27 protein-coding genes are annotated in these 26,331 nt (G+C 59.2%); 13 read left to right on the top strand and 14 right to left on the bottom strand.

Annotated features, from left to right (window positions below; genetic code table 11):
• Positions 1 to 19 precede the first annotated feature (19 nt).
• A complete protein-coding gene (locus PSJ8397_RS00875) occupies positions 20 to 514 on the top strand; it encodes a GNAT family N-acetyltransferase (protein ID WP_085862682.1) in 495 nt (164 codons plus the stop codon).
• 136 nt (positions 515 to 650) lie between these two features.
• Positions 651 to 1,292 (top strand): alternative oxidase, encoded by a 642-nt coding sequence (locus PSJ8397_RS00870; protein ID WP_085862681.1) that lies wholly within the window; start codon positions 651 to 653, stop codon positions 1,290 to 1,292.
• An 88-nt stretch (positions 1,293 to 1,380) separates the two neighbouring features.
• Here PSJ8397_RS00870 and PSJ8397_RS00865 read toward each other — a convergent pair whose 3' ends face one another.
• The 10 genes from PSJ8397_RS00865 to PSJ8397_RS00820 form a co-directional block, all read right to left on the bottom strand.
• Positions 1,381 to 2,157 carry an enoyl-CoA hydratase-related protein gene (locus PSJ8397_RS00865; protein ID WP_085862680.1) on the bottom strand — a complete coding sequence of 259 codons (777 nt, stop codon included), beginning with the start codon at positions 2,155 to 2,157 and terminating at the stop codon, positions 1,381 to 1,383.
• Between the two features lie 88 nt (positions 2,158 to 2,245).
• On the bottom strand, positions 2,246 to 2,692 hold the full coding sequence (locus PSJ8397_RS00860; RefSeq protein WP_085862679.1) for a cytochrome c-type biogenesis protein: 447 nt from the start codon (positions 2,690 to 2,692) through the stop codon (positions 2,246 to 2,248).
• Positions 2,689 to 4,740, bottom strand: a complete 2,052-nt coding sequence (locus PSJ8397_RS00855) for a heme lyase CcmF/NrfE family subunit (RefSeq protein WP_085863432.1) — start codon at positions 4,738 to 4,740, stop codon at positions 2,689 to 2,691. The genes PSJ8397_RS00860 and PSJ8397_RS00855 overlap by 4 nt, the downstream gene beginning before the upstream one ends.
• A gap of 96 nt (positions 4,741 to 4,836) precedes the next feature.
• Positions 4,837 to 5,409 carry a holin family protein gene (locus PSJ8397_RS00850; RefSeq protein WP_085862678.1) on the bottom strand — a complete coding sequence of 191 codons (573 nt, stop codon included), beginning with the start codon at positions 5,407 to 5,409 and terminating at the stop codon, positions 4,837 to 4,839.
• A complete protein-coding gene (locus PSJ8397_RS00845; protein ID WP_085862677.1) occupies positions 5,400 to 6,011 on the bottom strand; it encodes a holin-associated N-acetylmuramidase in 612 nt (203 codons plus the stop codon). The genes PSJ8397_RS00850 and PSJ8397_RS00845 overlap by 10 nt, the downstream gene beginning before the upstream one ends.
• A gap of 42 nt (positions 6,012 to 6,053) precedes the next feature.
• Positions 6,054 to 6,524 carry a cytochrome c maturation protein CcmE gene (gene ccmE / locus PSJ8397_RS00840; protein ID WP_085862676.1) on the bottom strand — a complete coding sequence of 157 codons (471 nt, stop codon included), beginning with the start codon at positions 6,522 to 6,524 and terminating at the stop codon, positions 6,054 to 6,056.
• Between the two features lie 15 nt (positions 6,525 to 6,539).
• Positions 6,540 to 7,568 (bottom strand): N-acetyl-gamma-glutamyl-phosphate reductase, encoded by a 1,029-nt coding sequence (argC, locus tag PSJ8397_RS00835; RefSeq protein WP_085862675.1) that lies wholly within the window; start codon positions 7,566 to 7,568, stop codon positions 6,540 to 6,542.
• A gap of 52 nt (positions 7,569 to 7,620) precedes the next feature.
• Positions 7,621 to 8,430: a glutamate racemase gene (murI, locus tag PSJ8397_RS00830; RefSeq protein ID WP_085862674.1), complete on the bottom strand. Its 810-nt coding sequence runs from the start codon at positions 8,428 to 8,430 to the stop codon at positions 7,621 to 7,623.
• A 3-nt stretch (positions 8,431 to 8,433) separates the two neighbouring features.
• Positions 8,434 to 9,318, bottom strand: a complete 885-nt coding sequence (locus tag PSJ8397_RS00825) for a lysophospholipid acyltransferase family protein (RefSeq protein ID WP_085862673.1) — start codon at positions 9,316 to 9,318, stop codon at positions 8,434 to 8,436.
• Between the two features lie 72 nt (positions 9,319 to 9,390).
• Complete coding sequence (locus PSJ8397_RS00820; protein ID WP_085862672.1) at positions 9,391 to 12,801, bottom strand: indolepyruvate ferredoxin oxidoreductase family protein; 3,411 nt, start codon at positions 12,799 to 12,801, stop codon at positions 9,391 to 9,393.
• A 160-nt stretch (positions 12,802 to 12,961) separates the two neighbouring features.
• On the opposite strand from PSJ8397_RS00820, the gene PSJ8397_RS00815 reads away from it, so the two are divergent.
• Entirely contained in the window at positions 12,962 to 13,867 is a 906-nt protein-coding gene (locus tag PSJ8397_RS00815; RefSeq protein ID WP_085863431.1) for a LysR family transcriptional regulator, read from the top strand.
• Here the strand turns inward: PSJ8397_RS00815 and PSJ8397_RS00810 are convergent.
• Complete coding sequence (locus PSJ8397_RS00810; RefSeq protein WP_159453072.1) at positions 13,864 to 14,787, bottom strand: glycosyltransferase family 32 protein; 924 nt, start codon at positions 14,785 to 14,787, stop codon at positions 13,864 to 13,866. The two genes, PSJ8397_RS00815 and PSJ8397_RS00810, sit on opposite strands and share 4 nt — an antisense overlap.
• 614 nt (positions 14,788 to 15,401) lie before the next feature.
• A complete protein-coding gene (locus PSJ8397_RS00805) occupies positions 15,402 to 16,274 on the bottom strand; it encodes a LysR family transcriptional regulator (RefSeq protein ID WP_235000530.1) in 873 nt (290 codons plus the stop codon).
• A gap of 134 nt (positions 16,275 to 16,408) precedes the next feature.
• On the opposite strand from PSJ8397_RS00805, the gene PSJ8397_RS00800 reads away from it, so the two are divergent.
• From PSJ8397_RS00800 to grxD, 10 genes are all read left to right on the top strand, one after another.
• Complete coding sequence (locus PSJ8397_RS00800) at positions 16,409 to 17,371, top strand: Ig-like domain-containing protein (RefSeq protein WP_143515308.1); 963 nt, start codon at positions 16,409 to 16,411, stop codon at positions 17,369 to 17,371.
• A 365-nt stretch (positions 17,372 to 17,736) separates the two neighbouring features.
• Complete coding sequence (locus tag PSJ8397_RS00795; protein WP_085862668.1) at positions 17,737 to 19,266, top strand: glutamate synthase-related protein; 1,530 nt, start codon at positions 17,737 to 17,739, stop codon at positions 19,264 to 19,266.
• 71 nt (positions 19,267 to 19,337) lie between these two features.
• The gene (locus PSJ8397_RS00790) at positions 19,338 to 19,904 is read left to right on the top strand and encodes a hemerythrin domain-containing protein (RefSeq protein ID WP_085862667.1); all 567 of its coding nucleotides are present in this window, start codon (positions 19,338 to 19,340) and stop codon (positions 19,902 to 19,904) included.
• A 1-nt stretch (position 19,905) separates the two neighbouring features.
• Entirely contained in the window at positions 19,906 to 20,922 is a 1,017-nt protein-coding gene (locus PSJ8397_RS00785) for a glutathione S-transferase C-terminal domain-containing protein (protein WP_085862666.1), read from the top strand.
• 407 nt (positions 20,923 to 21,329) lie between these two features.
• Positions 21,330 to 23,489 (top strand): phosphoribosylformylglycinamidine synthase subunit PurL, encoded by a 2,160-nt coding sequence (gene purL / locus PSJ8397_RS00780; RefSeq protein WP_085863430.1) that lies wholly within the window; start codon positions 21,330 to 21,332, stop codon positions 23,487 to 23,489.
• 266 nt (positions 23,490 to 23,755) lie between these two features.
• Complete coding sequence (locus PSJ8397_RS00775) at positions 23,756 to 23,992, top strand: BolA/IbaG family iron-sulfur metabolism protein (RefSeq protein WP_085862665.1); 237 nt, start codon at positions 23,756 to 23,758, stop codon at positions 23,990 to 23,992.
• Positions 23,992 to 24,123, top strand: coding sequence for a hypothetical protein (locus tag PSJ8397_RS17305; protein ID WP_268794651.1), 132 nt, complete (start codon positions 23,992 to 23,994; stop codon positions 24,121 to 24,123). The genes PSJ8397_RS00775 and PSJ8397_RS17305 overlap by 1 nt, the downstream gene beginning before the upstream one ends.
• Positions 24,123 to 24,311 (top strand): hypothetical protein, encoded by a 189-nt coding sequence (locus PSJ8397_RS00770; RefSeq protein ID WP_085862664.1) that lies wholly within the window; start codon positions 24,123 to 24,125, stop codon positions 24,309 to 24,311. Before PSJ8397_RS17305 ends, PSJ8397_RS00770 begins: the two co-directional genes overlap by 1 nt.
• Positions 24,312 to 24,314: 3 nt before the next feature.
• Positions 24,315 to 24,659: a hypothetical protein gene (locus tag PSJ8397_RS00765; protein ID WP_085862663.1), complete on the top strand. Its 345-nt coding sequence runs from the start codon at positions 24,315 to 24,317 to the stop codon at positions 24,657 to 24,659.
• Positions 24,660 to 24,740: 81 nt separating this feature from the next.
• The gene (grxD, locus tag PSJ8397_RS00760; RefSeq protein ID WP_085862662.1) at positions 24,741 to 25,100 is read left to right on the top strand and encodes a Grx4 family monothiol glutaredoxin; all 360 of its coding nucleotides are present in this window, start codon (positions 24,741 to 24,743) and stop codon (positions 25,098 to 25,100) included.
• 75 nt (positions 25,101 to 25,175) lie between these two features.
• Here grxD and PSJ8397_RS00755 read toward each other — a convergent pair whose 3' ends face one another.
• On the bottom strand, positions 25,176 to 25,583 hold the full coding sequence (locus PSJ8397_RS00755) for a cell division protein ZapA (protein WP_085862661.1): 408 nt from the start codon (positions 25,581 to 25,583) through the stop codon (positions 25,176 to 25,178).
• Positions 25,576 to 26,106 (bottom strand): hypothetical protein, encoded by a 531-nt coding sequence (locus PSJ8397_RS00750; protein WP_085862660.1) that lies wholly within the window; start codon positions 26,104 to 26,106, stop codon positions 25,576 to 25,578. Before PSJ8397_RS00750 ends, PSJ8397_RS00755 begins: the two co-directional genes overlap by 8 nt.
• Between the last annotated feature and the right edge of the window lie 225 nt (positions 26,107 to 26,331).

Raw genomic sequence — 26,331 nt, 5'->3', positions numbered from 1 at the left:
CTCTTGGGGGGCTTTTTTCATGCTTAAAACGGAACGATTGATCCTGCGCGAACCGCGTGCCGAAGATCTGGACGCCATGTTCGCGGCCTATTCTGATCCTCAGGCCATGCGGTATTGGTCCACCCCGCCCCATGAAACACCCGACGTGACGCAAACCCTTCTGGACGGGCGCATCGCCCATTGGGCCAAGGCTCAGGTCAACTTCCAGATCGAATTGGACGGACACTATATCGGCAATGCTGGCAATTACGCCCGCAACGAAGTGGGTTTTATGTTGCAACGTCAATTCTGGCGGCAAAGCATCCTGACCGAGGCCATGGAGGCGATCGTTCCCTATCTGTGGGAGGTCACCGACCACGACCATCTTTTTGCCGATGCAGATCCGTTGAATGCGGCGTCCTGCGGGCTGCTGACATCGCTGGGGTTTCACGAAACGCACCGCGCTGAAAGGACGTTCTGTATCAACGGCCTGTGGTCTGACAGCGTGTATTTCAGATTGAATCGCCCCACCTAACCCCCTGACATCGCATACAAAAGTATGCTGCCGGTCGGGTAATTTGCCGCAGGTGTCGCACCTTTACGCGGGGTGGGCCGCGTTCTTATCTGTTCATTAAGGCGATGAAGACACTGCGCCCAAACAGGGGATCAAAATGAAACACGACGTCGAAACCACCGCATTTGAAACGGTTCACCATGTCCCGCAAGACTGGCGCGACCGTTTTGCGTTCCGGTTGGTCAAGCTGATGCGCGTCGTTCCCGATAAATTCTTCGCCAAACGCTACGGACATCGCGCCGTCGTGCTGGAAACCGTGGCGGCCGTGCCCGGAATGGTCGGCGGTCTGTTGCAGCACCTGAAAGCGTTGCGCCACATCCGTGATGATCAGGGGTGGATCAAGGAACTGATCGATGAGGCGGACAATGAGCGCATGCACCTGATGACGTTCATCCAAATTGCCCAGCCAAGCCGGTTTGAACGGTTCCTGATCATGGCTGTGCAGCTGATCTTCTATAACTTTTACTTCTTCCTGTATCTGTTTGCCCCGCGCATTGCCCACCGCGTGGTCGGATACCTTGAGGAAGAGGCCGTGACGTCCTACACCCAGTATCTTGCTGAAATCGACGCAGGCCATATCGAAAACATCCCTGCGCCTCAAATCGCCAAGGCCTATTGGAACCTGCCCGATGATGCGCGCCTGCGTGACGTGGTTGTCGTCATCCGTCAGGATGAAGCGGAACATCGCGACACGAACCACATGTTTGCCGACAAGATCATCGACGGGTCCGCCCCCTAAAGGTCGACAGTCAGTGGGGCCGTCGGCCCCTTTCAATCTGCCGCACCATGGGGTTTATCGCGGAAGAACGAACCGCAGGATGGCGCCTTTATCGGCCCTCATACTGGGCGGGGCGCTTTTCAAGAAAGGCCATCACGCCCTCTTGGAAATCACGGGTTTTGCCGCATTCGCCTTGCAGTTTTGCCTCGACCGCCAGCTGTTGATCCAATGTGTTTTCAAACGATCCGCGCAAAGCCTGTTTGATCCGTGCATAGGCCGCCGTGGGCCCCTGCGCCAGATGAAGCGCGCGGCTCGCCACATGGCGATCAAACTCCACAAGGGGCACTGCCTCAAAAATCATTCCCCAATCCGCGGCCTGCCGACCCGTGATCTTGTCGCCAAACAGCGCAGCCCCCATGGCCTTGGCCGCACCCATCTGGCGTGGCAGAAAATAGGTGCCACCTGCATCCGGGATCAGGCCGATGCGCGTAAAGGCTTGAATAAAATAGGCTTCCTCAGCGGCAATCACCACATCCGCACAAAGCGCAAGGTTGGCCCCGGCCCCGGCGGCCGCACCATGAACCGCCGATATCGTCGGGATTTTGCATTCCGCAATGGCGCGCAGCATGGGCACATATTCGTCCCGCAACGTACGTTCCAGATCAAGATTGGTGGCATTTCCGCTGTCGCCCAAATCCTGACCAGAACAAAAGGCGTCGCCTGCCCCGCCAAGAATCAGCACGCGCGCATCGCGCTCCGCTGCCCGAACGGCATGCACAATTTCCGCACGCATCTGGACGTTCAGCGCGTTCTTCAACTCAGGCCTGTTCAGCGTGATCGTAGCCACGTTGTTGACGTTTTCATAGGTGATCGCGGCGTAGTCCATGGGGCGTCCTTTATCTTGGTTGCCCCTAACCTAGTGAACGGAGCGGTTTAGAAAACCCCCTACGTCCCGTCATTTGACGCAGGACCCATCAGGATTTCAGGATATCATCCAATTTGCGCTGTTCAGCCTCGCTCAACTGCTCAGGTGCGGGCGCGGACGACCGCCCTCGGACGGTGACAAACGCCACCCCACCGGCGAGGATCAACATCAAAGGCGCGGCCAGCCACAACAGGATATTCGCCCCCTCAACCTTGGGGTTCAGCAGGATGTAATCGCCGTATCGATCCACAAGAAATTGCAGCGCCTCGGCGTCCGTGTCTCCGGCCACCAAGCGTTCGCGCAGCAAAATGCGCAGATCGCGGCTGATGCCCGCATTGCTTTCATCAATGCTTTCGTTTCGGCAGACCGGGCAGCGCAGACCGTCCGACAACGCGCGGGCGCGCTCTTCCAACAGCGGATCGTCTAAAACTTCATCCGGTTGTACAGCCCAGACCGGCGCCACCCAAAGGCACAATGCAAGAGCGACCCGTTTCATTCCGCAGGCACCGCTGGCGTCTTGGGTTTGGGCTTCGCCGCACCTACCGCGACACGCAACCGTCTGTCCGTCAGGGAAATGACACCGCCAATCGCCATCAGGATCGACCCGCCCCAAATCCAGTTGGCGAAGGGCTTGATATATGTCCGAACGGCCCAACCGCCGCCCTCCTGCGGATCACCGAGTGTGACGTAGACATCGCGCACTACACCGTTCCGAATTCCGGCTTCCGTGGTCGGCATCTGCGCCACAGGGTAAAACCGTTTTTCAGGGAAGATATGTCCGACCTCACGTCCGTTGCGATAGACAATAATATCCGCCCCTTGGCCGATGAAATTAGGCCCCCGTACGTCGCGCACACCTGCCAATTCGATCTCATGCACGCCGACGTCCCAGCGGTCGCCCACGTTGGCCACGCGGATGTCCTCATCCTCCCACGCCAAAAGGGCCGCAACGGCGAAGACCGTGATCCCCATGCCTGCGTGGGCTGTGGCCTTTCCCCAATCAGCGCGCGGCAAACGGCGCAAACGGCCAAGACGACCCCGGATGTCACCGCGGCCAGTGCGCAGCCAAAGATCCATCATGGCCCCCCCAACGACCCACGCGCCAAGCACCACCCCGATAGGACCAAGCGCGCTGCGCCCTGTCTGCATGGCAAACGCCAGCGCACCCAAGGCAATCGCCAAAATCGCCACCGGCACCATAGGTTTGACAGCTTTCGCCAAAGATCCACGCTTCCACGCCAACACCGCGCCAATGGGTAGGATCAGCGACAAGGCAACAAAGAAGGGCGTAAACGCCGCGTCAAAAAACGGCGGGCCAACGGACACCTGTTCGGGCCGGTCAAACAGCCCGACAGTGTAAAACGGATTGGCAAATTGCGTGCTGCCAAACGTCCAGCGCGCATTGGTCGAGGCCAGTTCGATCACCAAAGGCCAAATCGTGCCGACAAACACGACGAAAGATGACACCGCCAACAGAACATTGTTCGCAACCAGTGCCGTCTCTCGACTGACGCTGCCAAACACGCCTTTCGCCTCCATCGCGCTCGCGCGCAGCGCAAAAAGCAGCAAACCGCCACCGGTAAATACGGCGAGGATCATCAGGATAAACATGCCCCGTTCAGGATCATTGGCAAAGGCATGCACCGATGTCAGCACACCAGAGCGGACGATGAATGTCCCCAAAAGCGAAAAGCCAAAGGCAAGGATCGCCAGCAGGATTGTCCAGGCCTTCAGGCTTTCGCGCTTTTCCACGACGATGGCCGAATGCAGCAGGGCCGCGGCCAGCAACCATGGCATGAACGACGCGTTCTCGACCGGATCCCAGAACCAAAAGCCGCCCCAGCCAAGTTCATAATAGGCCCACCAGGACCCCAGCGCGATGCCAACGGTCAAAAACAGCCACGCGGCCAAGGTCCACGGACGCACCCAGCGGCCCCATGCGGCGTCCACGCGCCCCTCCAGAAGGGCCGCGATGGCGAAAGAAAACGACATCGAAAGGCCGACGTAGCCCAAATATAAAAACGGTGGGTGAAACGCCAAGCCGGGGTCTTGCAAAAGCGGGTTCAGGTCGCGCCCGTCAAAGGGCGGAAAATCGAGGCGTTCAAACGGGTTGGATGTAAAGAGAATGAACGCGTAAAATGCGACACTGACCGCGGCCTGCACCCCAAGAACCCGCGCCCGCAAGCTGTCAGGCAAATTGCCGCCAAACCAGCTGGCACAGGCGCCAAACAGCACCAAAATCAGCAGCCACAGCAGCATGGACCCTTCGTGATTGCCCCAAACGCCCGTGACTTTGTACAGCATCGGCTTATCGGAATGGCTGTTGGCCACCACCAGTTTCAACGAAAAGTCCGAGACAACGAAGGCGTAGGTTAAGGCTGCAAAGCTTGCCGCGACGAGCAAGAATTGCACCGTCGCCGCAGGGTCTGCCATGGCCATCCAGCCCCGCCACCCTCTATGCGCGCCCACAAGGGGCATAACCATCTGCGCGACGCCTACAAGCGCCGCAAGAATCAACGCGAAATGTCCGATTTCTGTAATCATGCGCTGAATATAAGGCGCGCTGCGGGGGCCGCCAGCAAAACCGCCCTGCCACACGGTGTGACAGGGCGGGCAAATGGTCACGTCTGTGTCAGCGCTTTATGATTTCAGCCGTGCCCACTCCGACAAGGCCGGATTGTCTGACGGAACCGTGGCTTGCTCAATCACCGCAGGTTCTGGCGTATCCGCCGCACGGGGCGCATCCGCCCGCAGGGCGTCCAATCGGGCCGTGTTTTCGACGACCGTGGGCACACGCGCCATGGTTTGCGCGATAGAGCGTTGGAACTCTTGGTTGTGGGCCTGATGACGCGCGCCGAAATAGAAGCTGACAATGGCCCCCATCAACCACCACAAAGGGTCAGGCACCAGCGCGATCCCTTGCATTCGGCTGGCAAACCACACAGGGTCCGCCATCGCGACCACGAACAATCCAATCGTCCCGAACGCCAGCAAAGGGCGCGGCAGTCGGTTCAGGCCGTCCATAAGACGGTCAAACCCGCCCCGGCGCGCCACCATGAACTCCGCCGCATATTGCTGCATTGCCTGTTGCTTCACAGCGGCGTCCCGCACGCCGGCGTTTTCGGCGTTCTCACGAAACACCTGCGCCGTCTCGACGACCACATTGCGACCGCCCCCGAAAATCGCAGCAAAAATCCGGTCAATCAGCCCCATCGTGCAGTCCTTTCACGGTGTTCGGCGGCGGTCAGATGAAACCGCGGCGAGATGAACTCCTCCGCCCGCACGATCCAACCGCCTTTGCCGCCATCCCGTCTGCGCGCATATTTACGGCTGGCAGGGCGGCCATCGGCCAAAGCGTAATAGTAGTTGCGCCGTGCGATGCCGTAGGCGTCCACGAAATGGTCTGGCGCCGCCGCCATGCCCTGCTGGGTGGCCCCAATTGTTTGCGGCCCAATCAACCCGTCAACATCGACGTCAATGCGCATGTCACGCAACAGACGTTGCAAAATGCGCACCGCATTGGCCCCGGCATTCACGTACATGTCAAACACCGTTGGGTGCAGTGGCGCAGGCAAGGCCGCAATACGCGGACGATCGAAATAGTGTTCAACAAAGATGGTCAGCGCCTGATCTTGGGTCAGCACGCGCACATCTTGCGCATCGATATCCCCGTCACGGTCCAGATCAAGCCCCAACCGACGCATCGTGTGGATGGTCACGCCGTGGTTGGTGGCCCCGCCCGGATCATCCGGGTCATTCACATAGCCGCCCTCCCGGGCGACAATCTCTTTGGCAATGTCTTCAACAGTTTGCATACCGCACCCCTCATGTTTGGCCATAAGGGTGTGCGCAAAGGGTTAACCGGTGGTGGTGTCACCGTTCGGGTCGTTAACCTCTGGCTCACAAAAGTTTTGGGCTTCATGCATGTCCTCGACCTCGGCGGGCATGTAGGTCTCGTCATGTTTGGCAAGGATTTCAACGGCTTCGAAGGTTCCGTTCACGTAACGGCCCTGCCCGACCATGCCTTGACCTTCCTCAAAAAGATCCGGCAAAATGCCCTCGTAGACGACAGGCACCGCGCTGAAGCAATCGGTGACGACAAAACTCACTTCAGTGCCCTCACCGCGCACGATCGACGCCTCTTGCACCATGCCACCAATACGGAAAAGCTCCGTCTCTGCGGGGGGTTCCGACACGACTTCGGTCGGTGACCGGAAATAGTTGATCCCGTCGCGCAGCGCATACCCGATGATTCCCGTGGACAACGTCAGCGCCACAAACGCCACTGCGATAATCTGAATGCGTCGGGTCTTTTTGAGGGATTTCATCGCAACCTCACAGATCTACGGAAAAACCGGCGCCATCATCAGGCCCGTTGTCTCATCCTCACCTAACATCAGATTGGCGTTCTGCAAGGCTTGGCCAGATGAACCTTTCGTCAGGTTATCAAGGGCTGCAACCACAATCGCGCGGTCCTTACGCCGGTCGGCCACGACGCCGACATGACAAAAGTTGGACCCGCGGATGTGGCGGATGCTGGGATGTTCGCCCATGGGCAAAACCTCAACGAAGGGTTCCCCGAGGTAGGAAGATTGCAGTGTATTATGAATAACCTGCGCGTCACCCTTGACGTAAACAGTCGCGAGAATCCCGCGGTTGGCAGGGATCAGATGAGGCGTGAATTGCACCTCAACCGGACGGCCCGCAAGGGCCGAAAATTCCTGATCAAATTCACCCAAATGCCGGTGCGTGCCACCTACAGCGTAGGCATGCGCCCCTTCGGACAATTCCGCATGCAACAGATTTTCCTTCAGCGACCGCCCTGCACCGGACACAGCGCACGCCAGATCGAGGATGATCTCATCGAGATCAATCACCCCCGCAGCAATCAACGGACGCAGCGCATATTGCCCCGTGGCCGCGTTGCAGCCCGTCCCGGCCACAAGCCTCGCACTTTTGATGTCATCGCGATAAAACTCGGTGAGGCCATAGACCGCCTCTTTCTGCAATTCTGGCGCCGCATGAGGATTGCCATACCACTTTTCATAGGCCGCCACATCGCGCAGCCGGAAATCCGCACTCAGATCGACGATCTTCAGGTCCGTTGGCAGTTTCGCAATCACCTCTTGGCTGGTCTTGTGGGGCAAGGCACAAAACGCCAGATCGATACCGTCGAAATTCATGTCATCAATGGTGGTCAAAACGGGCAGATCAAGGTGCCGCAAATGCGGAAACACCTGCGCCATGGTCATGCCTGCCTTCGAATTGCCCGACAGCGCCGCGACCTCCATGTTGGGATGGTTCGCAATCAGGCGGACCAATTCTGCTCCCGTATACCCGGACGCCCCAAGAATGGCGATTTTGTAAGTCATTTCAGTCTCCTTGCCTGCGATGCTCACGCAGGTCTTTCATCACATATTAGAATTAAGCTGCTTCAAATGTGATGTCTCGTCGCAAGAACTGGATGGCCCGCTGGCTCACCCGCTTTGGGTCGCCAGAGGTCAAAAAGCGCGACGTGCCGCTCCCCTTCATCTCAGGCCGCCGGTCGAGGTAGTCGGCAAGGCTTTCTGCCACCAGATTGGCCTGCGAGAACACTTTGACATCCGCACCCAAGGCATCCTGAAACTGGTCCTGCATCAACGGATAATGCGTGCATCCCAAGATCGCGGCATCCGGCTGCGGCATCTTCCGTTTCAGCGCGTCCACATGGGACCGCACCAGCGCATCCGCCAAGATCATATCGCCGTCTTCAATGGCATCGACGACACCGCCGCAGGCCTGCGCCTCAACATCGACACCCACCGCGCGGAACGCCAGTTCGCGCTGAAATGCGCGGCTGGACACGGTGGCCGGTGTCGCAAAAAGCGCCACATGTTTCACGTCGACCTCACGCGGGGGGGAATTGTCACCCCATGACCGTTCGGTCAGCGCCTCAATCAGGGGCACGAAGACGCCCAACACGCGCTTGCCTTCGGGCACCCAGCCCTCCTGCATGCGGCGCAAAGCGGCGGCCGAGGCCGTGTTGCAGGCCAAAATCACAAGATTACACCCCGCATCAAACAGCGCCTGTGTGGCCTTCGTTGTCAGATCATAAATATCATCGGCTGTGCGCACCCCGTAGGGCGCATGCGCGCTGTCGGCGTAATAGACAAACGGCACATCCGGCAGCCGCTTTTGCACCGCATCCAGCACGGTCAATCCGCCTAGCCCACTGTCAAAAATACCCACTGCCATAATTCAACCCTTACGTTTGTACCGCGTCTCGAATTCCAGCCCCAGATCATTGGCGGGCAGCGGTGTTGGGGACAGGTCATACGTCGCTTTACGCAGGAAATCCATGAGGCTTTTGGCATCCCCAGCGCGCGCCTTTAGCTCTGACGGCGGGATCGGCGCGCCAATCACCGTGCGCACATCAGATCCGACACGCGCCCGAAATTCGCGGATCAAAAGACCCATGCGCAACGTCTGCGACATTCGGCTGGCCAGCTGAAACACACGGCTATTCGTGCCATCAAAGAAGATCGGAACCACGGTCGCATCGCTTTTGGCGATCATCTTGGCCGTGAAATTGCGCCACTGTGGATCCAACGCCTTGGAAAAAGGCCGTGCGGCGGTGCTGACTGTGCCGCCCGGAAAAACACCAATGGCCCCGCCCCCATTCAGATAGCACAGCGCATCACGTCGGGTCTTAAGGTTCAGCACAGCCGCGTCTTTCGTGTCGTCAAAGGACACCGGCAAAATGACCTTCTCAAGATCGCTCGATTTACGGAACACCGAATTGGCCAAAACCTTAAAGTCGCCGCCGCGACGTTCAGACAGGATCCGTCCCATCATTAGACCGTCCAGAATGCCGTATGGGTGATTGGCCACAACAACCAGCGGGCCGGTCTCAGGAATATGAGACAGATCACCGCCAACAACATCCAGCCCCAGTTTATAGCGGTCACACATGACACGCCAGAAATCGGCGCCCTCGGCCACCTCTTGGTCGTAGCCCTTGGCATGGCGCAACAAGCGCAAACGTCCGGTCGAATTTTCCATCAGACGGATCACCGCGCGGGCACGCCGCGTCTCTGCGGAATGCGCATAGGAAATCTCGCGTGCTGCGTGACGTGGTGCCATGGCCTGCCCCTTTTGCTTTGGTTGCCTTCTATGCGCCTCTTGTCGCTTTATCCAGCCAATGTGACGGTTTTGTTATTCGGCAACGGCCCGCATGGGGCCAGCCCGAAGAACGACCAACAATTCTTCGCGCCGTTTTTCCGCCTTCGCTGCGTTTTGCAGTTTCACCGGTCCAAAGCCGCGAATGTCCAATGGCAACCGTGCCAGGGCCACAGCGGCCTGCATAGTATCAGGGCGCATGATCTGGCGGACCTCCTCCATATCTGCCTCATATTGGGTGATCAGCGCCCGTTCCATCCGCCGTTCAGCCGTGCGCCCAAAGACATCCCACCGCGTTCCGCGCAGCCGTTTCAGGCGCGCCAAATGGGGAAACAGGCGTGCGACCATGCGCGGCATGGCGACCTTTCTGGGCCGTCCATCCGCGCCCGTGCGCGTCAACATCGGCGGGGCAAGGTGATGGGTCAGCTTCAATTCGCCATCGAATTCCGTCTCGGCCTTGGCGCGGGTATCCATCAACAACCGCGCGACCTCGTATTCGTCCTTGTAGGCCAACACCTTGTGATAGCCTTCGGCCACCGCCGCCTGCAGATCGCCCTCAAAACGATCAACCATTGACCTATATCGCGCGGCATAGCCGGCATCCTGATACGCCGTCAGATGATCAACCCGAAAGGCAATTTTTTCGTCCAACGATTTGGGGGAATTCACGTCCTGTGGGGCCAAAACCTGCGCCGCGTCCTCTGGGTACAAATAGGCCCACCGCCCGTATTCAAACGCCTGCAGGTTGCGCGCCACGGCTGTGCCGTTCAGCTCAATCGCGCGGCGGATCGCGTCATGGGACAAAGGCACTGCCCCCTGTTGCCACGCGGCCCCAAACACCATCATGTTGGAATAGATTGCATCCCCCATCAGCGCGCGGGCCAGACCGGAGGCGTCAAACATCGCGAACCCGTCCTGCAGCCGCGCCTGCAACGCCAGTGACAGCCGATCTGTCGGCAATCTAAATTCAGTGTTGCGCGTAAAGTCCCCGGTCATGATCTCATGCCCGTTGACGACACCGCGCGTGCGTCCCGTCTGCATCAGACCAAGCGTTTTGGCCCCCGCAGAGACGACCAAATCACCGCCAATCAGTGTATCACATTCGCCCGTAGACACACGGATCGCCTGAATATCCTCGGCCCGTTCCGCCAACCGGCAATGGATATGCACCGCACCGCCCTTTTGCGCGAGGCCTGCCATCTCCATCATGCTGGCGGCCTTGCCGTCCACATGGGCGGCCATCGCCAAGACTGCACCGATGGTCACAACGCCAGTGCCACCGACGCCTGTGATGACCACATTATGGGTGCCTTTGATCTCTGCCGTCTCGGGCGCGGGCATCTTCGGCAATTCAATCGTCGTCGTCGCGGCCCTTTTCATCACCGCCCCTTCGACGGTCACGAAAGACGGGCAAAACCCGTTCACGCAGGAAAAATCCTTGTTGCACGACGACTGATCAATCGCGCGTTTGCGTCCCAATTCCGTGTCCACCGGAACGATCGACACACAATTGGATTGCACCCCGCAATCGCCGCAACCTTCACAGACGTCGGTGTTGATAAACACGCGTTTGTCGGGATCGGGAAACAGCCCGCGTTTGCGGCGACGCCGCTTTTCGGCCGCACAGGTTTGCACATAAACAAGCACAGATACGCCTTTGACCTGACTAAGGTTTCTCTGAACTTGGTCCAGTTTATCCCGCGTCGAAATGTGGACAGCCGCTGGGATCTTGCCCACATCCAACCCCTCGGACGGGTCGTGAACCAGATGCACCTCCGCCACGCCCATCGCCAACATCTCTCGGCAGATCTGATCGGCGGTCAACCCGCCGTCATTGCCCTGCCCTCCGGTCATGGCGACGGCATCATTGTACAGGATTTTATAGGTGACATTCGTGCCCGCCATCTGGGCAAATCGGATCGCTTGCACGCCGGAATGGTTGTACGTGCCGTCGCCCATATTCTGGAACACATGATTGCGGGTGGAGAACGGGGCCTCCCCGATCCAATTTGCGCCCTCACCGCCCATCTGTGTCGACCCGATGGTGTCGCGGTCCATCCACTGCACCATGTAATGACATCCGATCCCCGCATAGGCCCGACCACCTTCAGGCACACGGGTGGAGGAGTTATGCGGGCACCCAGAACAGAAATACGGCAGCCGCGCGGCGATCTCTTCGGCATTGTCGCTGCGTTTGGCGTCGGCCAGCTGGGCCATGGCCACGTCAAGATCCGGCGTGCCGCAGCCCTCCTCGATCAGGATCGCACCCAGCTTTTCAGCGATCCAAACGGGGTCGAGTGCATAGAGCGTCGGGAACAGCTCCTCTCGTCGCCCATTCACCACGTTATCGCCCTTGTGCCAGCCATAGACACGCCGCCCGCGCCGGTCATCAAAGAGCGCCTCTTTGATCTGCACCTCAATCAGCTTGCGTTTTTCCTCGACCACCACGATCAGATCAAGGTCAGCGGCCCATGCGTCAAAGCTTTGCACATCCAGCGGCCAGACCTGCCCCACCTTATAGGTCGTGATCCCCAAACGTGCGGCCTCTGCCTCATCTATGCCCAGCAGCGACAGCGCGTGGATCAGATCAAGCCAGTTTTTCCCCGCCGCCACAAATCCGATCTTGGCGCCGTCCTTTGGCCAGACGGTCCGGTCGATCCCGTTGGCCCGCGCAAACGCCTCAACGGCAAACCGTTTGTGGTCGATCATCCTCGCCTCTTGCGCCACAGGCGTGTCGACCAGCCGGATGTGCACCCCCTCGTCCGGCCCCTCAAAGTCAGGCTCCACAAAAGTCAGCCGATGCGGGTCGCCATTCACCACGGACGTGACCTCGATCGTATCTTTCATGGTCTTCAGGCCCACCCAAACGCCCGCAAACCGGCTCAGCGCATAGGCATACAGCCCCATGTCCAAAACCTCTTGCACGCCAGCGGGGCTCACGATGGGCATGTAAGCATCAACCATAGCCCAGTCGGATTGGTGCAATGTGGTCGAACTTTCGCCCGTGTGATCATCACCCATGGCCATGATCACACCGCCATGGGGCGACGTGCCCGCCATATTGGCGTGACGCATCACATCGCCCGACCGGTCCACCCCAGGCCCCTTGCCGTACCACAGGCCAAAAACGCCGTCATAGGTGCCTTCCCCGCGCAAATTGGCCTGCTGGGTGCCCCAAAGGGCCGTGGCGGCCAGATCCTCGTTCAATCCGGGCTGAAACGTCACATCCGCCTCGGCCAGTGGCCCTGCTGCCCGCGTCATCTGCATGTCGACGGCCCCCAAGGGCGATCCGCGATACCCCGTGACATACCCCGCAGTGTTTAACCCCGCCGCCTCATCGCGCGCCTTTTGCATCAACATCAGCCGCACCAGCGCTTGCGTGCCATTCAAAAGCACCTGATCTTTGGTAAGATCAAATCGATCATTCAATGAAATATCGTCACGCACGCCAAGGCTCCTCCCCTGCTTGATGCCGTACACTCACCTTAGGTCAATAATCCTGACCTACAAACCATATTTTGACCTGACATCACGAACTGAAACAGACATAAAGGCCGCGCAACCTTAGGAAAAATGTGAGCGGTATCAGATGCAGCAGGGCTATCCGATGGACTGGGATAAACTTCGAATCTTTCACGCGGTCGCTGCGGCGGGGTCATTGACCCATGCCGGCGATATCCTTCATTTGTCCCAATCTGCGGTCTCTCGCCAGATCCGCGCCCTCGAAGAATCGCTGAGCACCGTGCTGTTTCACCGCCACGCCCGCGGTCTGATCCTCACCGAACAAGGCGAGCTGCTGTTCGACGCCACGAAATCCATGTCCCGCAGGCTTGATGCCGCCTCAGCCCGCATCAAGGACAGCGCAGAAGAGGTGTTCGGCGAACTGAAAGTCACAACAACCACCGGCTTCGGGACCCTATGGCTGGCCCCCCGGCTGCCCGCGCTTTATGAAAAATATCCTGATCTGAACATCGATCTGATGCTGGAAGAACGTGTTCTCGATCTGCCCATGCGCGAAGCCGATGTGGCCATTCGCATGAAAGAACCGTCTCAGGCCGATCTGATCCGCAAGAAATTGATGTCCGTGCGCATGCGCCTTTATGCCAGTCAGGAGTATCTGGACAAAGAAGGCACGCTGGATGAAATCGAAGAGATCGGGCGCCACCGCCTGATCTGTCAGGCCCCCTCCGCGTTTCAGGTCTCCGCGGGGGCCACGCTGACGCAACATCTTCTCAGCTACGACAAGCCCCGTCTTTTGCACATGAACAACTACTTCGGCGTACTGCAGGGGGTCTTGTCAAACCTCGGCATCGGGGTGTTGCCCGATTACGTGATCGAAGATTTCCCCGGCCTCGTCCGCGTCTTGCCCGACATCGAAAGCGGCGAAGTGCCAACATTCCTGGCCTACCCCGAAGAATTGCGCCAATCCAAACGGATCATGGCCTTCCGCGATTTTGTGCAAGACGAAATCATCGCCCACCGCAAAAGCATTCGCGACGCCAGAACAGGCTAGCCCGCCGCAGCCACCTTGACCTTGCAGTCTTCCACCAGCTGAACGAACCCTTTGCGGTCCATATAGGCGGGCTTTTGGCGGCCCAGTTCGATCAACTCCGCATGAAGCCCGTGGGCATCCACGAACCGGCGCAAGACATGCACAAAGCGCGGACGCAATTCATCCGGAAAGCCGTCCCAATTGGGTTCCAACCCGCGCATCACGCCGAAATTCTGCACAATCCGCCACGACGACGCCGTGTCGTCGATCGTATGTTCAAACAGCGGCGCATCCCCGACCAGTTCGGTGTTGTAGCGTTTGTAGACGCGGCTTTGCCAAAGTTTGACGACGCTGTCCTCCCCCATTTCCTTGATCAGACGCGCCAACATGTAAGGGCCCGCAAATTCCATCACCTGATAGACATCCTTGCGGTTCACGAGGTTGTCGACGGTGCCCTCCATCATGGCTTTTGCAAGGGGGGATTTGGGCGGCATATACAAGAACCCGTTCATCACATCGCCCCGTTTGATCAACCGTCGGCGGTTGTCGCGAAACACAATCACCGGCTTGTCCCCTGTCAGCGGGCGAAGATCCCCGATGGGCAAGGTATCGGCGTCAATATACCAACCGCCATAAGCATAAAGCGCGGCCATCCGCACGATGTCGGACCGGCAGGCCGGAATCCAGATATCGTCATACACCTCAGCGATCTGCGGCCAATCCCGCGCCAAAAGATCACGCCCGAAGTCATCGGTCATCAACGCGAACGTCCAGTCGGGATATGCGTCCATCGCAAACCGGATGTTTTCATGAAACTGATCCGACAAGGTGTCCAAATTGTCCCAAAAATAGAACAGGTTCGGGGTCTGATCATCCAGCAAGGCCGCGTCTTGCGACAGGTTTGACAGGATCGTCCCGTCATTAAGGTCAAGTTTCGCCATGATATGCCCCAATATGCGTAAATTGTCCGATCTTGACGATCGTGTTGTGTGCTGGGAACGTACAGCGTTGCGGTCCGCGCGGCAAGAAAATGACAGCGCACACGTTTGTCCCGCTACGCACGATTTATGTCGCACTGGCGCAACCCAAAGTCGTGACCCATGTGCCACACGCATGGCGGGTTTGCACAAGATGTGGTGGTTTAACCTTGATCGACTCAAGACAGCGACTTAATTGATCATTCGTGAGGCGAGATGATCGTTTCATACCTCCCTGTTGGACTTCGCCGGGCCTCGTGCCCGGCTTTTCTTTTTGCAGAATGACGACGGTGCGCAGTGCGGGGCGAACGGAACTTTGGATTTTCGACCTTCGCTGTTGCAGCATGACGGCGCAGTCGCAACGCCCTTTTCGTCGCAACGAAGCGCAGGTCGGCGAAGCTGTCGTTCTGACAATCTGCACCTAAGCCTGTCTCGAAAAGCGCGCCTTTGCTGCGAGGGGCAACCGGTGACTGAAAACCTGTTCGGTTGCCAGCAGTCTGCCCAGACTTTTGTTGCAAAGCCTCAAGGCTAAGGGTGCCCAACTCAGAAATCTGCACCCACGCAATCGGTCGTTTTTCTCACGGCTGAAAGTCCGCACAACGGTTCAGAACCGCCTGAGAAAAGGCGCGCATGCGCTTGTTCAACCGGCGGTTCGGTGCGTGGATAAGATGAACGCCAAAGTTCTCGAAGTCTGCACGCGGCAAGACGGGTATCAGACGTTTCGCTTCGACATCCTGACGGACAACGAAGTCGAGCATGCGAACAATCCCCATTCCATCTACCGCGGCGTCTTTCAAAAATGCGCCGGTGCGGGAATTCAAATAGGGCTTAAACTCAAGCTTGCAGGGCTTCCCATCGAATTCGAATTTCCAGATTGCGCGGCGACTTGGTCCGTATTGCAAAAGGGCATGATCTCTTAGATCGCGGGGCTCGCACGGCATCCCATGGTCGCGCAGATAGTCCGGGCTGGCAAACAAGCCATGCCTGGTTTGCCCAATCGTTATGTCGCTGTCACCGCCAGGGCCTTTTGATGTGATACGGATGGCCAGGTCGTAGTTTTCACGGTCCAGATCTATCGTGCGGTCATCAAAATCAACGGCAAGCTCAATTTCAGGGAAGTCTTTCGCAAAGCGAAACAGCATCGGCTTGAGAAACGTCATCCCGAACTCGTGGGCGATGGTGACACGGAGGGGACCGCTCAGGTTCCGCGTAGGTTGCATAAAATCTCGATCGAGATCGTCGGCATCCGCAAGCATCGGGTTGGCACGCTGATAAAGTTCACGGCCCGCATCTGTCACCCACCACTTGCCCGGTTGGCGGTCAATCAGGCGCACATCGTAGCGCCCCTCAAGCTGTGCCAGACGCCGACTGACGGCGGATTTGGCGATGCTCATCACATCCGCCGCTTTCGCGATGCTGCCTTGGTCGACAACGGTGACGAACAGTTTCAAATCTTCAATTTGCCCCATGGCTTACGTTCTCTTTTTGTGACCCTCTCGTTCTCAATTCTGCGCCTATGCGGATATTTTGGCAACCTCTAGGGTCGCCATTGAACCACCACCCTACGGAGATGAGGATGTCATTTTTGAGACCAGCGACGGCCGCAAGCCTTCTCGCATCGGCGTCGGCGGGCGTTGTTTATGCGCAAGATATCGACCTGCAATCCGCAGGAGCGCTTGCCAGTCTTGCAACGGCCGACGCTTTGACCATTGCGCCGCATTTCGCGCTTTTGGAGGGGCGCACATACGAATTGACGCTCAATCTGGACGGCGGCCGGACCACCTTTGACATCACATTGCCAACCGCTGACGTCGAAGCTCCGACCATCGTTGGCTTCGCGCCGTCACAAGCGGTGACTCCGGCCAACACGCTGCGCCTTTACCTGACCTTTTCAAAGCCGATGGCGCGAGGCCACGTGCGCGATGCCGTGATCTTGCAGCGTTCCGACGGATCAGACGTCCCAAGCCCGTTCCTGACACTGGCTCCGGAACTTTGGGACACAACGCAGACCCACCTCACGCTGCTTCTCGATCCGGGTCCGATCAAGCAAGGCGTGGGTCCCAACCGGTCTCATGGTGCTCCGCTTGTCGAAGGACAGCAATACCGGCTCGTCGTTGATGCGCATATGAAAAGCGCAACAGGCGTACCTCTTGGACGCCCGGCCCAGATTCTGTTCAGTGTGGGTGAACCAGAGAGCGACCCGATTGATCCGGACGATTGGCACATCCTTGCTCCCCCTGCGGGAAGCCGCGCGCCACTGACGCTGGCATTTGACCGGATCACCGACACAGGCACGGCCCGAAGAATGATCTCGGTGCGTGACAGCGCCGATCAAACCGTGATCGGCGTCATCGAAACCGACGGCGGTGGATGGAGTCTGCCCCCGCTTCACCCGTGGCCCAGCGGCACACAGACATTCACAATCACAATCAACCCTGCCCTGGAGGATATTTCCGGCAACGCGATCGGACAGGCATTCGATGCACCCGCCGGCACCATCGGCACCCGGCAAGAGCCGGTGACCGTGACGGTCCAGATCAGCGCGTAACACACAAGACTTGGAGGCAAAGACATGAGCTTGCTGCAAACCGACCAACGGGTCGACAAATGGCATGACACGAAAGTTGGCGATGCCAGATCTGTCCGTAAGACATCGCCCATTTGCAACTGGATCGTTGCCACCTGGTCGCCCCGACCAACGGGGCAAGGTAGTTTCAAGACAAAGGCCGCACGCCATGACTACTATCTCTCGATTGCATGCCCCTGCCCCCCCCGACGACTATGATCCCGAGACGGAGCGCGCCGATATCGTCGCACCGAACGCGTGACCCCGACCCGAGTTGTCCCGATATGGCCAAGGATCGATTTTGCCGCACCCCATTACCACACCAAGTCCAGCAAGGAGGCTTTCGTATGAGCCAAGACGTTCCCATCATCGCCGCTAAGGTTCCCACGAAAGTCGAATTGGAAGCGGGCAAAGAGTATTATTGGTGCCGCTGTGGCCGCTCAAAGAACCAGCCGTTCTGCGATGGCTCCCATGCGGGCACAGGATTGCAACCGCTCACGTTCACCGCAGAAAAGGATGGCGCAGCGACACTGTGTCAATGCAAGTCCAGCGCCAATGCGCCCTTCTGCGACGGATCGCACACGCGTTTGGGTGATCTTGCCACAGGTGACCCGTCGCCCGCGCCGAAGTCGGACGTTCCGCAAGCGGCGCCCACACCCGAAGAACCGACTGTCGCCCGCATTCACGCGCTGGCCAAAGACGGGCTGTCCAAGCTTGGTCATCACGGCGAGATGGGCGCGATGGGGGTCCCACGCAAAGACCTGCCGCATTGGGACGATATTCAGATCCTGCCCGCACAGATGGCGCGCAAGCCGCTGCTCGACGAGGCTGCCGTGGCAACCGAAGTTGTCATCGGGCCGCGGGCGGCAAAGCCGCTTCGCCTATCGATCCCACTTTTTGTATCAGACATGAGTTATGGCGCGCTGTCAGAAGAGGCCAAGACCGCACTCGCGCGGGGGGCCGAAATGGCTGGAACGGGCATCTGTTCCGGCGAAGGCGGAATGCTACCCGAAGAGCAGGCCGAGAACAGCCGCTATTTCTACGAGCTGGCTTCGGCGCAGTTTGGTTGGTCCCTTGATCATGTGGCAAAGGTGCAGGCCTTCCACTTCAAGGGCGGACAAGGCGCGAAGACTGGGACGGGGGGGCATCTGCCCGGCGACAAGGTGCAGGGCAAAATCGCCAAGGTACGCGGGCTTGAGCCGGGGCAATCGGCCATCTCTCCGTCCACCTTCCCAGAGCTGCACACACCTGCCGATTTCAAACGCATCGCCGATCAGGTGCGCGAACGCTCCGGCGGTATTCCCATAGGGTTCAAACTCTCGGCCAACCACATCGAAGACGATATCGACTTCGCGCTCGACGCCTCGGCGGACTACATCATCCTTGACGGTCGCGGTGGCGGCACAGGGGCGGCGCCGCTCATCTTCCGCGATCACATCTCGGTGCCGACGATCCCTGCCTTGGCGCGGGCACGCAGGCATCTAGACAGCAAGACCGGACGCGACGTGACGCTGGTGATCACGGGTGGTTTGCGAGTGGCCGAGGACTTTGCCAAAGCCATGGCGCTTGGGGCAGACGCGGTTGCCGTGTCGAACTCTGCCATGCAGGCCGTAGGCTGCATCGCCGCGCGCATGTGCAATTCCAACAACTGCCCCGTCGGCGTGGCAACCCAAAAGCCGGAATTGAGACGGCGGCTAGATATTCAACTTGGTGCTGAAAAGTTGGCCCGTTATTTTGGCGCGTCGGTGGAGCTGATGCAGGTTCTTGCGCGCGCATGCGGCCACGACAGCCTGTCAGGGTTTACCCCGCGCGACATCACCAGTTGGAAACGCGAGGTCGCAGATCTGAGGGGCATCCGCTTTGCAGGGGTCGCATAGCCGACCGACCGCCACGCGCACTGTTACGGGGGGCGATTGCCCCCCACATCCTGTCAAAGAGGAGACGTCCAATGCTGAACACCTACACAATGCGCGATCACGACATGCCGGAGGAGTTGCGGTTTCTTCTGCATAGCCACCCCCGCGACACATGGGAGGCCCATCCCGGCTTCAAGGAAAAGACCCGCCATTGGCTGGGCGCCCATCAGATGTTTCGTCGCGTGGCAGAACGCGTGCGGCGCGATACCGAGGCTGTGCTCAATAAAGACATTGCCCTTGGCGACTATGTCGGGCGGCTGTCATATTTCGGGGGCAACCTCATCGGCAACCTTCACGGACACCACGGCTGGGAGGATCACAGCTATTTCCCGGAGCTTTCGGCCGCCGATCCACGGTTTGACACGGGATTGGACCTCCTTGAAAAGGATCACGCCGATTTGGACGTGGTGCTGGAGGACATGACCCAGAAGGCAAACCGTGTCATCAAGCTAGCAACATTGGATGAAGGCCAAGCCCATGAGGAGGCAAACGCCGTTCTGCCCGCAGCTGAGGCGATTGAGGCGTTCCTCAAACGCCACCTCAGCGACGAGGAAGAGTTGGCCGTGCCGATCATCCTGCATCACCGCCTGCGAGGATAACATGAACAAAGATATATCGACCCAAGAAGACCAGAAAGATGCAAAGGGACGCCGCGCACGAGGCGAGTTCGTGCGCGGCGTCAGCGGCTTTCGCCACGCAATCGGTGACGCGGACTTTCCACCAGAGCCGGGCCGCTATCATCTTTTCGTCGCCCTCAACTGCCCCTGGTGTCACCGGGTGACCCTCGCGCGGGCGGTTCTGGGGCTGCAGGACAGCATCACGATCGATGTGGCCTTTCCGAACCGCACGGATGAGGCAGATCCAGCCGGACCAAACCTATGGGAATTTTCCCCGAACCGGATTGCGACACTGACAGGTGCGCCCCTGCCAGACTGTACGCGCGAGACAGGAACAGGCGCAGGTTTGCGGCTGGCCAAAGAGATCTATCAGCGCGAAGGATCAGACGAACAATCGGTCCCGATCTTGTACGACAAGGGTGCGGGCCGCATCGTCAACAACGAAAGCGCCGAAATCGTCCGCATGCTCGATGCCCATGCCGAGGCCCTGGGGGGCACGTCATCTGACCGCCCAATATTGACGCCCGATGATCACGACACGCAGACGCAAATCGCCACTTTGAACGATCGTATCTACACCACGATCAACAACGGCGCATACAAGGCCGGCTTCTCCTCGGATCAGGCGGTCTATGCGAAAGCCTTCGACGCCTATTTCCAAACGCTTGCATGGCTGGACGATCTGCTGTCCGACGGGCGGGCATTCCTGACGGGCGACAACTTCACCGAGGCCGATCTGCGTCTCTTTCCGACGCTCTATCGGCATGATCCGGTCTACTACCTCCGCATGAAGCTCAACGGTGCGCGCATTCTGGATTACCCCCATCTTTGGCGCTGGCTTTGTCGGGTTTACGGCATAAGCGGCGTGGCCGAAGCAGGATCATTGGTGCATTGCCGTCAGGGGTATTTCGGTCGGTCATGGAACGGCGTCATCCCGCTTGGCCCCCATGCGCCGATGACCTACCCCGACGCGTATCTGCATCCTGAACTGGCGAAATAACCTGTCGCTCGGTTTGATGGGCCCTACGCCATGGGCGGACCCGAGAATGATCAATCAATCGCGCCCGTAAGCCCTGGACTGAGGTTGACGCTGAACATTTCAAGACGAAACGAAGTGGACGGTCCACCATACAAAGCGGTGCAACACCCCAGCTTCGACCATCGCCCCATGGGGGAAGGTCGCGCGTTTTCGAAAGGCGAGATTGAACACAGTCAGATTGCAAAGATAACCCGTTCATTCGCGCAGCACTTGTCTCGCCCCGACCTACCTTTGGATAAACCCTCATCCTCACTGCCCTCACCCATTTTCAAACACCACCAAATAGGAATGTGCGCAACGCCACCTCCCCCGTTGAACCCCGCGCGCCCTTGGCATACACGTCCCGCAACACATTTGAGGGGACCGTCATGCAAGAACCAGCCATCACCCAAGACCTGATCTCAGCCCACGGCCTGTCCCCATCCGAATACGACCGGATCCTTGAGATCATCGGACGCGAGCCAACGTTCACCGAACTTGGCATCTTCTCTGCCATGTGGAACGAACATTGTTCCTACAAATCCTCCAAAAAGTGGCTGCGCACCCTGCCCACCGAAGGCCCGCAGGTCATCTGCGGTCCCGGTGAAAACGCAGGCATCGTTGATATCGGCGATGGCCAGTGCATTGTTTTCAAGATGGAAAGCCACAACCACCCCAGCTATATCGAACCCTATCAAGGGGCTGCCACCGGCGTGGGCGGCATCCTGCGCGATGTGTTCACCATGGGCGCGCGCCCCATCGCGGCCATGAACTCACTGTCCTTTGGTGAACCGGGCCACCCCAAAACCCGCCAACTGGTCCACGGCGTCGTCGAAGGCGTCGGCGGCTACGGCAACTGCTTTGGCGTGCCCACCGTAGGCGGCGAAGTCCGCTTTCATCCCGCCTACAACGGCAACTGCCTTGTGAACGCCTTTGCTGCGGGCCTCGCCGACACCGACAAAATCTTCTACTCCGCCGCCTCTGGCGTGGGCATGCCCGTCGTCTACCTTGGGGCCAAAACGGGCCGTGACGGCGTCGGTGGCGCCACCATGGCCTCTGCTGAATTTGACGACACGATCGAGGACAAACGTCCCACCGTGCAAGTCGGCGACCCCTTCACCGAGAAACGACTGATGGAGGCGACGTTGGAACTCATGGCCACCGGTGCCGTGATCTCTATCCAGGATATGGGGGCCGCCGGCCTCACCTGTTCTGCCGTGGAAATGGGCGACAAAGGCGGCTTGGGCGTCAAGCTCAACCTCGAAGCGGTGCCGCAGCGCGAAGACAACATGACCGCGTATGAGATGATGCTGTCGGAAAGCCAGGAACGTATGCTCATGGTCCTGAAACCGGAGCTTGAGGCCGAGGCCCGGGCCGTCTTCGAAAAATGGGACCTCGACTTCGCCATCGTCGGCGAGACCATCCCCGAAGACCGCTTCCTGATCCTCCACAATGGCGAAGTGAAGGCCGATCTGCCGCTGGCAACGCTTTCAGGCTCCGCCCCTGAATACGACCGCCCGTGGGTTGAGACGCCCCCGGCGGAAGACTTGGCCGACGTGCCCAACATCGACCCCATCGATGGCCTGAAGGCTCTGCTCAGTAGCCCCAATTACGCGGCCAAACAGTGGGTGTATGACCAATACGACAGCCAAGTCATGGCCGACACGATCCGCCAACCTGGTCAAGGCGCAGGCATCGTGCGCGTTCACGGCACCGCAAAGGCCATCGCCTTCACGTCAGACGTGACGCCCCGTTATGTCAAAGCCAACCCCGTCGAGGGCGGCAAACAGGCCGTGGCCGAGGCGTACCGCAACCTCACCTCTGTGGGTGCCACCCCCTTGGCCACAACCGACAACATGAACTTCGGCAACCCCGAAAAGCCTGAAATCATGGGGCAATTCGTGGGTGCGATCAAAGGCATCGGCGAAGCGGTCGCAGCCCTCGACATGCCCATCGTGTCGGGCAACGTGTCGCTTTACAACGAAACCGACGGTCAAGGCATCCTACCCACCCCCACCATCGGCGCGGTGGGCCTCCTGAAATCCCACGATGAAATGATCCTCGGCACCGCACGCGACGGCCATGTTGCCTTGCTGATCGGCGAGACAGCCGGTCACCTCGGCCAATCCGCTCTGCTGGCGGAGGTGTTCAACCGCGAAGATGGGGACGCCCCCGCTGTGGATCTAGACGCCGAAAAGCGCCACGGCGACTTCATCAGACAAAACCGTCAGTGGATTGACGCCTGTACGGATCTCAGCGATGGCGGCCTTGCGCTTGCCGCGTTTGAGATGGCCGAGGCTGCAAACACCGGGGTTACACTCGACGCCGCAGACACCCAAACCCTCTTTGCAGAGGATCAAGCCCGCTATCTGGTGGCCTGCAACTTCGACAAGGCCGAGGCCCTGATGGCGGCAGCGGGCCAAGCTGGCGTCCCCATTCAGGCCGTGGGCAAGTTTGGCGGCAGCGATATCACCATGGGCGGCATCTCCGCCCCGCTCACAGACCTCGCCGCCCTCTACCGTGGGACATTTGCCGACACTTTCGCCTAAAAGACCCTCGCGTTTCATCTGACCAGACAAACTCCCCCCGGAGGGCCAGCCCCCTCAAACGCGCCGCCCTCCGGATATACCCCTCCAGAACACGGCCCTCTAGAAACACGGCCCTCTAAAAACACGGCCCCCTAAAATTCGACGAATTTTAGCCGCCCACGAAACCTGCCTGCGTCAATAAACTCACCCCTTCACCTCATCAAATTTCTAGAAATTTGATCCCGCCCCCCCTACATTCATACCAAGACCAAAGACCGGAGGCCGATATGCCTATCACTGCCCACGACATCGAAACCTTGCTCCGCGACAGTTTTCCTGAGGCCCAGATTGAGGTTCAGGGCGACGACGGACAGCATTTCGCAGCCTCCGTGGTGGATGCCAGCTTCAAAGGCAAAAACCGCGTGCAACAACAACGTGCCGTCTATACAGCCCTTAAAGGCAAGATGGATGGCTCCCACGGCGAACTTCACGCCCTCGCCCTGACAACGAAAGCGCCAGATTGATGATGATTGCTGCCCTTCTGTTCCTCTCCGCCGTCACCCTTGCGGCCGTAGTGCGGATGCGCCACGACAACGCCACCGTTCCCGTCCGCATCACGAACAAACGCAAAGGCCCACCACGGACCCGCCGCTGATGCTGGGCTGGCTGACGCTTGGGGGACTTATGCTGGTGGCGGGACTACTGGCCGATGATTGGCTGGCCAACCGCTACCGTCGCCCTCTCAGCCATATGCGGCCCAAACCGGCGGACTTGAAAAAGCTCGGGATGGAAGAAACCGACCTCAGCGGCCTGCGCCGCTTGATCGACCGCAACAGCCGGTAAACCATGGCGGATGTCGACACCCAAACAGGCTGCGACCCGGCCCTTCTCAGCTGCATCACCGCGCAAGAAATCCAGTTGGCCTTGCCGTTCATCGCAGTCGTCACATTGGCCGTCGGCATCTGGGGTTTGATCCGTCACGAACGCAGAAAACACGCGGGCCTCTTGGCAAAGCGCGGCAGCCCCCCATCACAGGACGAAACGATCCTCTACGCCGGTGAGCGTCATGTTTTCGGGCCGGGCAACTTCGATGCCTCCCGCCCCTATCGTGTCAGTCGCGACCCACAGGTGCAGGCTCGGGCCATGATGCCCCAGAAACATCGCAAATCCGGCACGCACGACAAGACGTGAAGACACCGCACCAACGCACCCCCTAGACATCACAGGTTTGCGCCCTCATATCTGGACCAACCCGAAGAACAGGACACCACCATGACCGCTGAAACGCAGATCAAAGACACCATTTCCACCAACGACGTCGTTCTTTTCATGAAAGGCACGAAATCCATGCCCCAGTGCGGGTTTTCGTCACGCGTGGCGGGCGTGCTCAATTTCATGGGCGTTGAATTTGCCGATGTAAATGTGCTGGCAGATGAAGACATCCGCCAAGGCATCAAGGATTTTTCCGACTGGCCCACGATCCCCCAGCTCTACGTCAAAGGCGAATTCGTCGGCGGCTGTGACATCATCACTGAGATGACCTTGTCGGGTGAGCTTGACACGCTTCTGGACGAAAATGGCGTGACTTATGACAAGGACGCCGCAGACAAGATCCGCGAAGCGAACGCCTGATCAAGGCCGCCCATCTGGACAGCAAAAGGCGGGGCAATGCCCCGCCTTTTTTGTCTGTCACGCAGGTCTGACGCGTTATCCAGCGCGCGCCTCAACATGATCAGCGACGGCCTCGGCCTCGGCGGCCAAAGCCTCCAGCGTGGCCACGGTGTCTTGGGGCAAAACGGCCACCTCCACCTCAACCGGCTCTGGTGTGGCCGCAGCCGCCCCACCGCCCGTCTGGGCCACATCCAACTGCGCCTGAACCTGCGCGAGCTTGCCTTCGGCCTCGCGTACCTTGTCTTCGAGGCCCGCCGTACGGTCCGCCAACAACAGGCCCGCCATCAGCAACATGCGCGATTCAGGCATCCGCCCCACTTGGGTCGACAACGACGACGCCTCGACATCCAGCATTGCAGCCGCTGTCATCAAGAATTGCTCTTCGCCATCCTGACAGGCCACGGAAAACGACCGCCCCCCGATTTTGATCTCAACCTCAGGCATCGCTGGCCTCCTTTTCGACGATCGGTCGCAGTTCCTCAAGGATCGCGTCCATTTCAGCCGCATCAGCAGCCCGCGTAGCCCGCAATGCGTCCAGTTCGGCCATCATGGCCTTGTTGACCAAATGCGGCTCGCTCACCCCTTGGGTCACGGCCTCCCGCAATTGGCTGTTGTTGTCGCGCAGCTCGGCGTTGACCTGCCGCAAACGTTGCAGTTCACGGTCCATGCGGGCGGCACGGCCCCGCGCGGCTTCCACTGCGGCCTCAAGCTCCGCCAGTTTGCCATCCTGGCGTTCCTTCAACAGCTTCACCCGTTCTTCAAGCTGGGCGTTTGCCGTCACTTCGTCGTTCAGCTTGGCTGTCAGCTCCGCCACCTTGGCCTCGGCTTCAGCGACCTCTGCGGTTCCGTCCGGCGTCACCTCTTGCGGCGCCTCCGACGTCTCCGCCGCGTCCATCTTGTCGACACCTGCGCGGATCCGCGCAAGCGCCTCCGAAAGACGGCTCTCCAATTGCGCAAGTTCACTCATCGCCTGTCCTTTCCTCACCGATCGGCCGCCCATCGCGCACCAATCCACCCACAGCCCCGCACACGCCTTAATCGAATCGCGCGCACTTTGGTTAAGCCTAAGCCATGACCCCGCCACCATCAAAGGTTGAAAACAAAGCCCTGTCAGCGGTCTAGCAGACGGCCTTCATGTAAACTGCATCCCGCGCTTGATCTTGGCCCCTGCCCTGATATGACCCTCCCGAAC

It is taken from the genome of Pseudooctadecabacter jejudonensis (assembly GCF_900172275.1).
GTDB classification, from domain to species: domain Bacteria; phylum Pseudomonadota; class Alphaproteobacteria; order Rhodobacterales; family Rhodobacteraceae; genus Octadecabacter; species Octadecabacter jejudonensis.
Note: the sequence above shows the minus strand (reverse complement) of the source record. Positions and strands in the feature narration are given on the sequence as shown.

Coding starts and splice junctions, on each gene's coding strand:
- PSJ8397_RS00750 (WP_085862660.1), bottom strand. CDS start 26,106: ATGAGTGAACTTGCGCAATTGGAGAGCCGTCTTTCGGAGGCGCTTGCG.
- PSJ8397_RS00790 (WP_085862667.1), top strand. CDS start 19,338: ATGCTGAACACCTACACAATGCGCGATCACGACATGCCGGAGGAGTTG.
- PSJ8397_RS00810 (WP_159453072.1), bottom strand. CDS start 14,787: ATGGCGAAACTTGACCTTAATGACGGGACGATCCTGTCAAACCTGTCG.
- PSJ8397_RS00755 (WP_085862661.1), bottom strand. CDS start 25,583: ATGCCTGAGGTTGAGATCAAAATCGGGGGGCGGTCGTTTTCCGTGGCC.
- purL (WP_085863430.1), top strand. CDS start 21,330: ATGCAAGAACCAGCCATCACCCAAGACCTGATCTCAGCCCACGGCCTG.
- PSJ8397_RS00860 (WP_085862679.1), bottom strand. CDS start 2,692: ATGAAACGGGTCGCTCTTGCATTGTGCCTTTGGGTGGCGCCGGTCTGG.
- PSJ8397_RS00850 (WP_085862678.1), bottom strand. CDS start 5,409: ATGGGGCTGATTGACCGGATTTTTGCTGCGATTTTCGGGGGCGGTCGC.
- PSJ8397_RS00845 (WP_085862677.1), bottom strand. CDS start 6,011: ATGCAAACTGTTGAAGACATTGCCAAAGAGATTGTCGCCCGGGAGGGC.
- PSJ8397_RS00775 (WP_085862665.1), top strand. CDS start 23,756: ATGCCTATCACTGCCCACGACATCGAAACCTTGCTCCGCGACAGTTTT.
- argC (WP_085862675.1), bottom strand. CDS start 7,568: ATGACTTACAAAATCGCCATTCTTGGGGCGTCCGGGTATACGGGAGCA.
- grxD (WP_085862662.1), top strand. CDS start 24,741: ATGACCGCTGAAACGCAGATCAAAGACACCATTTCCACCAACGACGTC.
- PSJ8397_RS00815 (WP_085863431.1), top strand. CDS start 12,962: ATGGACTGGGATAAACTTCGAATCTTTCACGCGGTCGCTGCGGCGGGG.
- PSJ8397_RS00865 (WP_085862680.1), bottom strand. CDS start 2,157: ATGGACTACGCCGCGATCACCTATGAAAACGTCAACAACGTGGCTACG.
- PSJ8397_RS00855 (WP_085863432.1), bottom strand. CDS start 4,740: ATGATTACAGAAATCGGACATTTCGCGTTGATTCTTGCGGCGCTTGTA.
- PSJ8397_RS00870 (WP_085862681.1), top strand. CDS start 651: ATGAAACACGACGTCGAAACCACCGCATTTGAAACGGTTCACCATGTC.
- murI (WP_085862674.1), bottom strand. CDS start 8,430: ATGGCAGTGGGTATTTTTGACAGTGGGCTAGGCGGATTGACCGTGCTG.
- PSJ8397_RS00875 (WP_085862682.1), top strand. CDS start 20: ATGCTTAAAACGGAACGATTGATCCTGCGCGAACCGCGTGCCGAAGAT.
- PSJ8397_RS00785 (WP_085862666.1), top strand. CDS start 19,906: ATGAACAAAGATATATCGACCCAAGAAGACCAGAAAGATGCAAAGGGA.
- PSJ8397_RS00765 (WP_085862663.1), top strand. CDS start 24,315: ATGGCGGATGTCGACACCCAAACAGGCTGCGACCCGGCCCTTCTCAGC.
- PSJ8397_RS00770 (WP_085862664.1), top strand. CDS start 24,123: ATGCTGGGCTGGCTGACGCTTGGGGGACTTATGCTGGTGGCGGGACTA.
- PSJ8397_RS00795 (WP_085862668.1), top strand. CDS start 17,737: ATGAGCCAAGACGTTCCCATCATCGCCGCTAAGGTTCCCACGAAAGTC.
- ccmE (WP_085862676.1), bottom strand. CDS start 6,524: ATGAAATCCCTCAAAAAGACCCGACGCATTCAGATTATCGCAGTGGCG.
- PSJ8397_RS17305 (WP_268794651.1), top strand. CDS start 23,992: ATGATGATTGCTGCCCTTCTGTTCCTCTCCGCCGTCACCCTTGCGGCC.
- PSJ8397_RS00825 (WP_085862673.1), bottom strand. CDS start 9,318: ATGGCACCACGTCACGCAGCACGCGAGATTTCCTATGCGCATTCCGCA.